The 8,639-nt window shown below is 63.2% G+C and carries 7 protein-coding genes; 6 read left to right on the forward strand and 1 reads right to left on the reverse strand.

Annotated elements, in window-relative coordinates; all coding sequences use genetic code 11:
- The 5 genes from GGR43_RS20580 to GGR43_RS20600 are packed head-to-tail and all read left to right on the forward strand — an operon-like array spanning nucleotide 1 to nucleotide 5,642.
- Nucleotides 1–840, forward strand: a complete 840-nt coding sequence (locus GGR43_RS20580) for an SDR family NAD(P)-dependent oxidoreductase (RefSeq protein ID WP_188073691.1) — start codon at nucleotides 1–3, stop codon at nucleotides 838–840.
- The gene (locus GGR43_RS20585) at nucleotides 840–2,210 is read left to right on the forward strand and encodes an aromatic ring-hydroxylating oxygenase subunit alpha (RefSeq protein WP_188073692.1); all 1,371 of its coding nucleotides are present in this window, start codon (nucleotides 840–842) and stop codon (nucleotides 2,208–2,210) included. The genes GGR43_RS20580 and GGR43_RS20585 overlap by 1 nt, the downstream gene beginning before the upstream one ends.
- Nucleotides 2,207–3,001 (forward strand): SDR family oxidoreductase, encoded by a 795-nt coding sequence (locus tag GGR43_RS20590; protein WP_223177548.1) that lies wholly within the window; start codon nucleotides 2,207–2,209, stop codon nucleotides 2,999–3,001. Before GGR43_RS20585 ends, GGR43_RS20590 begins: the two co-directional genes overlap by 4 nt.
- 4 nt (nucleotides 3,002–3,005) lie before the next feature.
- Nucleotides 3,006–4,154, forward strand: a complete 1,149-nt coding sequence (locus tag GGR43_RS20595; protein ID WP_188073693.1) for an L-lactate dehydrogenase — start codon at nucleotides 3,006–3,008, stop codon at nucleotides 4,152–4,154.
- A 12-nt stretch (nucleotides 4,155–4,166) separates the two neighbouring features.
- On the forward strand, nucleotides 4,167–5,642 hold the full coding sequence (locus GGR43_RS20600) for an FAD-dependent oxidoreductase (protein ID WP_188073694.1): 1,476 nt from the start codon (nucleotides 4,167–4,169) through the stop codon (nucleotides 5,640–5,642).
- A gap of 17 nt (nucleotides 5,643–5,659) precedes the next feature.
- Here the strand turns inward: GGR43_RS20600 and GGR43_RS20605 are convergent, their stop codons facing one another.
- A complete protein-coding gene (locus GGR43_RS20605; protein ID WP_188073695.1) occupies nucleotides 5,660–6,445 on the reverse strand; it encodes a TetR/AcrR family transcriptional regulator in 786 nt (261 codons plus the stop codon).
- A gap of 378 nt (nucleotides 6,446–6,823) precedes the next feature.
- Here GGR43_RS20605 and GGR43_RS20610 point away from each other — a divergent pair, with 378 nt between their 5' ends.
- Nucleotides 6,824–8,566 carry a TonB-dependent receptor gene (locus GGR43_RS20610; RefSeq protein WP_188073696.1) on the forward strand — a complete coding sequence of 581 codons (1,743 nt, stop codon included), beginning with the start codon at nucleotides 6,824–6,826 and terminating at the stop codon, nucleotides 8,564–8,566.
- Nucleotides 8,567–8,639 lie beyond the last annotated feature (73 nt).

The raw sequence follows: 8,639 nt of genomic DNA on the forward strand, positions 1-8,639 counted from the left end.
ATGGCCAGGCTGTCCGGGAAAACCGCCCTCGTCATGGGTGCGTCAGGTCGTGACAATATGGGACAGGTCATCGCCCGCAGGCTGGTCGACGAGGGCGCGAAGATCGTCCTTTCCGGGCGGCGGCTGGACGAGCTGGAGCGCTTTGCGGGCGAGATCGGCGGCTCTGGCATTGCGGCGGATATCACCAGCAAGGCGGACAATGATGCTCTGGCCGCACAGATCGGCAATCGCTTTGGCGGGGTGGACATCGTCGTCAACGCGACGGGCTGGGGGCTGCTCAAGCCGTTCGAACTGACCACCGAAGAGGAACTGCGGCGCATGGTCGATTTGCAGTTCGTCGGCCCTTTCCTCTTCTTCCAGTCCATCCTGCCGCAGGTGCGCGAAGGCGGATCGCTGATCCAGATCAGCTCCGCGACGGCGACGATCATGCTGGACGATCATGCCGCCTATATGGGAACGAAGGCCGGTTTCGATCATGTGATGCGCTGCCTTGCCAATGAATATGGCAGGCGCGGCATTCGGGCCAATTCGGTATCGCCCGGCTTCACCGAAACGCCGATGACGGCGGGTGCGGCCAAGGTGCCGGGGTTGCTGGAAACCTACGCCAGCCGGTATCCGCTGGGGCGGGTGGGACGGACCGACGACATCGCCGATGCGGTGGCCTGGCTCGCCAGCGACGGCTGCTTCATGTCGGGGCAGAATTTGCAGGTCAATGGCGGGCTGACCCTGCGCGGCAACCCCAGCCGCGAGGAAATCGACGCGGCGGTGATGGCTGCAACCGGCAGACCGCGCCCGCGCCCTTGGGGAAATGGCCGCACAGGCAGCGGAAGGAACGGATAATGGCTGAATCAGACCCCCATGCCAAGCGCGGTCCCGGCCGCAGTTGGAATGAACTGGCGTTGCAGGACACCAACGGCGTGCCGGACTATCTGCTGGCCGATTATGAGCCCGATCTGGGTGACGAGCCGCTCGACGTCTCGCGCTTCGTATCGCGGGCGTTCTTCGACCTCGAAATGGAGCGCATGTGGCCGCGCGTATGGCAATTCGCCGCGCGGGAAGAAGAAATGCCTGATCCGGGCGACACCGTCGTCTATGAATATGGCGAAAAATCCTTCCTGCTGGTGCGTCAGGCCGACAGGACGATCCGCGCCTTCTACAATGCCTGCCTCCATCGCGGCCGCAAGCTGCGGCTGACCGGCGGCAAGGTGAAGGACCTGCGCTGCCCCTATCATGCCTTCACCTGGAATGCCGACGGTTCGCTGAAGACCATTCCCTGCCGCTGGGATTTCAAGCATCTGGAAGGCAAGGACATGGCTCTGCCCGAAGTGCAGGTAGGGCTGTGGGGCGGCTATGTCTTCATCAAGGAAGAGTCGGGCGGGATGAGCTTGGAGGACTATCTCGCCCCACTGCCCGACCATTTTCGCGACTGGCGGCCGGAGGAATGCTACACCGTCAAATGGGGCGGCAAGGTTCTCAAAGCGAATTGGAAGGTCTGCATGGAAGCCTTCATCGAAGCCTTCCACGTCATTGCGACCCATCCCCAGATCCTGCCGTTCACGGCGGATACCAACAGCAAATATACGCTGTTCAGCGATCACACCAACCTCACCATAACGCCGTTCGGCGTCACCTCCACCCATGTTCCGGCGGCAGACCGGGAAGAGCAATGGGTGATCGACCAGTTCCTCAAATATAATGGCCGCGTGGTGGAGCCGGGAATGGAGGTCGTCGTCAACGAGGGCGAAACGGCGCGGCAGGCGATGGGTGCGTTCAACCGCAAGCGGTTCGGCAAGATGATCGGCCGGGACATCAGCCATGTCTCCGATGCCGAGGTGCAGGATGCGTTCACCTATAACGTGTTCCCCAATTTCAGCCCTTGGGGCGGCTATGGCCCGGCGGTGGTTTATCGCTGGCGGCCATGGCCGGACGAGAATCATACGTTGATGGAGGTGCGCCTCATCCAGCGGGCGAAGCCGGACGAAACCCCGCCGAAATGCCCGGAGATGGTGCTGATCCCGGAAGATGTGGACTGGGAGCCGATGTTCGGCCAGTTGGGTGCGGTGCTCAATCAGGACATGGCGAACATTCCCCATGTCCACAGCGGCATGAAGGCGCTGCGCGACGGCAAGGTCGAGCTGGCCCATTATCAGGAAAGCCGGATCAGGCACTGGCACCGCACGATCGACAAATATCTGGCGGGTGAACTATGACCTCCGGCATCGATCTGGGCATCGCCGGCAGGCGGGCGATCGTGTGCGGGTCGAGCGCGGGGCTGGGCTATGCCTGTGCTGCCGCACTGGCCGGTGCGGGTGCCGAGGTGGTCCTCAACGGCAGGGATGCTGCCCGCCTTGATGCGGCGGCGGATCGTCTTGCCGCCGACAGCGGGCGGAGGCCGCTTGCCGTCGCCAGCGACGTAACCACGGCGGAAGGGCGCGCCGCTCTGGTCGAGGTCGCGGGCGGCGGATGCGACATCCTCGTCACCAATGCGGGCGGTCCGCCGCCGGGCGATTTCCGGGAGTTCGATGAGGAGGCCTGGCTGGCCGCATTCAACACCAATGCGGTGTCGGCTATCATGCTGATCCGCTCACTGATCGACGGGATGATCGCGCGGCGCTGGGGGCGGATCATCAACATCACCTCGGCTGCGGTGAAGCAGCCGCGCAGCGCCCTGCCGCTGTCCAACACGGCGCGCAGCGGCCTTACCGCTTTTGCCGCCGGTCTTGCCCGGCAGGTGGCCGAGCACGGCGTCACCGTGAACAATCTGCTGCCTGGTTCCTTCGCGACCCACCGCCTGCGCGGCTATGCCGAGCGCCTCGCCAGGCAAAAGGGTACGTCGCTGGCGGAGGAGATTGCGCTGATGGCGGCGGAGTCCCCGACCGGGCAGATCGGCGATCCGGCGGATTTCGGAGCGTGGTGTGCCTTCTTCGCCAGCGATCGCGCGGGCTATGTGACCGGCCAGAATCTACTGCTCGACGGCGGGGCCTATCCGGGGATGCTGTGACGCGATGACGCCCCGATCGCTGGCCGATTACAAGCACCTTGCGGAAAGACGGCTGCCCCGTTTCCTGTTCGAATATGTCGAGGCGGGTTCCTATCTCGAACAGACGCGGCTGGCGAACCGGCGCGATCTGGCGGGCATCGGCCTGCGCCAGCGCGTGCTGCGCGATGTCTCGCGGATAGATATGTCGGCCACGGTGCTTGGTCATCACCTTCCTTTCCCCGTGGCGCTGGCCCCGGTCGGCATGGCCGGGATGATGGCCCGCCGCGGCGAGGTGCAGGCAGCGCGGGCGGCGCGGGAAATCGGCGTGCCCTTCACCCTTTCCTCGGCCTCTTGCTGCCGGGTGGAAGAGGTAGGTGCGGCGTCGGGCGGAGGTCCGTTCTGGTTCCAGCTCTATATGCTGAAGGACCGGGGCTATATGGCGAGCCTGCTCACCCGCGCCCGCGAGGCGGGCTGTACCGCCTTGCTGGTGACGGTCGATCTGCCCTGTCTCGGCGCGCGCTATCGCGATTATCGCAGCGGCATTTCCAACGATCCCTGGCCGGTGCGGATAGCGCGCATGGCGGGGCAGGTGCTGCCGCGCCCGCATTGGTTGTGGAATGTCGGGTTGCGCGGCCGTCCGCATACCCTCGGCAACATAGCCGACGGGGTGGAGAGGGGCGCTTCGCTGGCCCGCGTCATGGGCTTCATGCAGGCCAATCTGGAAAATGCTGCCGGCTGGAACATAATCGACTGGCTTCGCCGGCATTGGGACGGTCCCATCGTCGTCAAGGGCGTGCTGGATGCTGAGGATGCGCGCGAGGCCGTGCGCGGCGGGGCCGACGGAATCGTGGTTTCAAACCATGGCGGCCGCCAGCTCGACGGGGTGCCCTCGACCGCCCGTGCCCTTCCCGCGATCGCCGATGCGGTGGGCGGGGAACTGACCGTGCTGGTCGATGGTGGCGTGCGGACCGGGCTGGATGTCGCCCGGATGCTCGCGCTCGGCGCGGAGGGCGTATTGATCGGCCGCGCCTGGGCCTATCCACTGGCGGCGCAGGGGCAACGCGGGGTCGCGCATATGCTGGGCCTGCTGCGCGACGAGCTACGTGTCGCCATGGCGCTGACCGGCGCGACCCGCATCGCCGAATTAACTAGAACGTCGCTTCTCCAGTCCTGAAAGGGAAGACCTATGACAGACCCGATTTCCCCGCCCGAATTGATCTGGGCAGAGAGTGTGGAGCATTGGAGCGGCAGCGCCGATGTGCTGGTTGTCGGTTATGGCATAGCGGGCGCCTGCGCGGCGCTGGAGGCGCAGCGATCCGGGGCGGACGTGCTGGTTATAGAGCGCGCCTCTGGCGGGGGCGGGGCGAGTGCCCTGTCGGCCGGGATATTCTATTTCGGTGGAGGCACCGAGGCGCAGCGCGCTGCGGGTTATGAGGATACATCCGATGCCATGTTCGACTTCCTGATGGCGAGCACCGGCGCGCCCGATGCGCGGCTGGTTCGCCGCTATTGCGATAATTCGGTTGCCCAGTTTGAATGGCTCGAGGCGCAGGGCGTGCCGTTCAACCGGGGCTATTACAAGGGCAAGGCGGTGATCGCCCCGACGGACGATTGCCTTGCGTCAACCGGCAATGAGAAGGTCTGGCCCTATCACGGCATCGCCACACCCGCGCCGCGCGGCCACAAGGTTGCCAAGGAGGGCGATGGCGGCGGCGCGCTTGCCATGAATGCGCTGATCGTGGCCTGCGAGCAGGAAGGTGTGCGGGTAGCATCCGACAGCCGTGTCAACGCGCTGATAGGTGACGCCGCAGGGCGGATCGTCGGCGTGCGTGCCCGGCAGAGCGACGGGCAGAAATATTTCCGGGCGCGTCGCGGCGTGATCCTCGCGGCCGGGGCGTTCGGTATGAACAGGGAGATGCTGGACCATTATGCCCCAACCCTGCCAGACAGTTGCGTCCCGCTGGGCATACCGAATAATGACGGTGATGCGATCCGGCTCGGCCTGTCTGCGGGTGCTGCGCTGCGCTCGATGGGTGGGATCATCGCGACCGCCAGCTATTATCCGCCGGAGCAGCTCATCAAGGGCATATTGGTCAATAATCGCGGGGAACGCTTCGTCGCGGAGGACAGCTATCATGGGCGGACGGGGCAGGCGATACGCGAGCAGCCGGGGACCGTCGCCTATCTGATCGTCGATTCCGAAACCTTCGCCTATCCCGAGGTGAGCCGGGCGCAGCATCGTTTCGTGGACGGCTGGGAGACGGTCCCCGAAATGGAGCAGGGGCTGGAGCTGCCGCCCGGCTCGCTGCAGCGCACGCTGGCGGATTATAATGAAGGAGCCGGGCATGGCGAGGATCCGCTTTACCACAAGCACGCCGACTGGTTGCAGCCGCTGGACAAACCGCCTTATGCGGCGTTCGAACTGTCCTATTCCAACTCCTATTATTACTATATCACGCTGGGCGGCATGGCGACCGACGCGGATGCGCGCGTGCTGGGTGTGGATGGACAGCCGATTTCGGGACTTTTTGCCGCCGGTGCCTGCGTTTCCAGCATCGCGCAGGACGGCAAGGGCTATGCAAGCGGCCTGATGCTGGGGCCTGCTTCCTATTTCGGGCGCGTCGCCGGGCAGAATGCAGCGCAGGCGAACGGAGAGGGGTAACGCGGGACCCGGAGGGGTCAGTCCTCCCCTGCGCCGTGGGGCGGGCTATAAACGGGCTTCGGAAACTCCGGCAGTTCGCCCGTGGCGCGGATACGGCGCAGCATGGCGATCGCCATTTCCTTGTCGTCCCCCCGGATCGAACCGACCACATGGGTGAGCACCGCGGTGATCAGCCGGCGGACATAATCCTCATCGGTGATCCGCCCCTGCGCCCAATCATTGATCGTTGCATATTCGATATTGGCGATCTCATTGGCCAGTTCATCGACCCTGACCCAATCCTCGAGCAGGTCGTCACGCACCAGCCGGTTCAGCCATTGGCGCAGGTTCATATCGACCATTTCGCGCATGGCGACCCAGATGTCATGGCTGGCTGCCGGCGAGAAATAGATGGCGGCGACCGCCTGCGTGTAATTGCGTGCCCGCAAATTACGGGTGTTGACCGAGATCAGCCGATCGACAATGCCTTCCATCGTTTCGGCCGAGGTGCGATAGCGCATATAGCGGTTGACGTCCTCGTATGCCTCCCGGATCGCCAGCGCCATGATCCGGTCGCGGTTGTGAAACGCGTTGTAGAGCGTCCGCTGGGCGACATCGGCGCGCTTGCACAGCTTGCGGATGCTGAATTTCTCGATCCCGCCTTCTGCCAGAAGCTTGCGCGCTTCCCTCAGGATGCGGCGGCGGCGTTCATGGATAGATGAGCTGGAATAGACCAACTGCTTTTCCGGGTGAGAAGTCAATTCGGATTGAGGGGCCAGTTCAGTAGTCTGCGTCTGCTGGGAGGAGAGGGGGGAATCCGTCATCGGTACGCACTCAGTTTATACAGATGGCATCAAAAAGATAAGATCGCTCTATCGGACAGGTCGGCCCTTGCCTCTTGACCATCGGAAAAGCAGCCATGCACCAAGCCGCTGCCGAGCGCAAGTGGCATAAAAATGCACGATGTACGAATTTATTGCGACGCCAAAAGTAGTGCACTGTGCTATTTTGTTGACGCATGCATGGGGGAGGCGTAATACCCGCCTATCAATCAAGCTCCATGAAGAGTGTGGGAGGGAGAAGCGATTATGAAAGGCGTGGGAATTCGGATCATCCAGTTGACGGGGACCGCCGCATGCGCGCTGGCTGCGGCAATGCCTGCACCGGTCCTTGCGCAGGAAACGGCTGCGGAGGAAGCGCGTATGGCGGTCCATTCCGGATCGGGCGACATCATCGTCACTGCCCGCAAGCGCGACGAGACGCTGATCGATGTGCCGGTCGCCGTCAGCGCGCTATCTAGCGAAACGCTCACCCGATACAATGTCGCTGACCTCAACGCCGTCTCGTCGCTCATCCCCAATGTGACGATCGTCAAGGCGGCCTCGGGCACCGGCGCCAGCATGACCATTCGCGGCGTGGGATCGACTTTCAACGATTTCGGCATCGACCAGACGGTGTCGATCAATATCGACGGCATCCAGATCAGCCGCGGCTTCATCACCAACGTCGCCTTCTTCGACGTCGCACAGGTGGAAGTGCTCAAGGGGCCGCAGGCGCTCTTCTTCGGCAAGAACAGCCCCGGTGGCGTCGTTTCGGTACGCTCGCGTGGCGCGACCAGCCAGTTCGAGGCGGGTCTGAAGGTCGGTTATGAATTCGTCGCCGATGAGCGCTATGCCGAAGGTTATGTTTCTGGTCCACTTTCCGACACATTGGGCGCGCGCCTCGCCGTCCGCTATGCCAAGATGGAAGGTTGGCTGCACAATAATGCGGTTGACGGCCCGAACCCCACCGATGCGAGCTTTCCTCTCCGTCGCGGCGGCGACAGCCGTGCCGTGGGCAGCGAAACGATCACCGGACGCCTGACGCTCGACTGGAAGCCCAGCGACCGGTTCAACGCGGAACTCAAGGTTCTCGGCAACGCTTATGACGATGACGGCATGGGCAATATCGCTCAGCCGGTGCGCTGCGCCGACGGTTACAGCCTGCCGACCGACACCAATTTGATTTCCGACCCGACCGGCGATTGCCGGGCCGACAACCAGATTTCCAGCGGCGGCCTGCCCGTCGGGGTGGAGGCGGGCTATCCGGGCGGCGACCGCCGCAACGGCAAGCTCTGGTCCACTGTGGATTCGGTTCTGACGACGCTCGCCCTGCGCTATGACATGGATGCGATCCGGTTCGAGAGCGTCACCGGATACAGCTATGGCGATTTCAAGACGCTGTCCAACTATGGCTATACCAGCTTCACTCGCTTTCCCGGCTATGTGACTGAGCGGTCGGAACTGTTCACCCAGGAACTGCGCTTCAACACCGATCTGGGCGGGCCGATCAATTTCGCGGGCGGCGCTTATTATGAGAATAGCGATCGCCGGGGCAATATCGGCACGCGTTTCCCCCTCGGCTATACGCCTGACCCCACCAATGGCAACACCAACCAGACCTATCGCCTGCACACGATCAAGAACACCGCATGGTCGTTCTTCGGCCAGGCGATCTGGAATATCACCGATAGGATCGAGCTGGCGGGCGGCGTCCGCTATACCGACGAGAAGAAAACCACCCGTCAGGGCAATCTCTACGCCGATGCACGGCTACCCGCCTCGCTCAACGTGATGCCGCAGGGGATATTCCTGACCAACAGGTTCGAGGACACCAACTGGTCGCCCGAAGCGACGCTCAGTTACAAGCCGACGCCCGATCTCAACATCTATGCCGCGTACAAGACCGGCTACAAATCGGGCGGCGCCTCCATCCCGACCACGATCACCGCCAATTTGACCGATGAATCGATCGGCTTCGGACCGGAGGAATCGGAAGGAGGCGAGATCGGTTTCAAGGGGCGCGCGCTCGACGGCCGTATGACCTTCTCCAGCGTGCTCTATAAATATAAGCTCAAGGGCCTTCAACTGGTGATGCCGGAGACGGCTCTGTTGCAAAAATCGTGAAGCTTGAGCATGCTTGGCGGAGATTGGACGGACGGAACGATGACGGATTTCAAGTGGCGCCATTTCCAGGGTG

Origin of the sequence: Sphingobium jiangsuense, assembly GCF_014196495.1 — a bacterium.
GTDB lineage: Bacteria > Pseudomonadota > Alphaproteobacteria > Sphingomonadales > Sphingomonadaceae > Sphingobium > Sphingobium jiangsuense.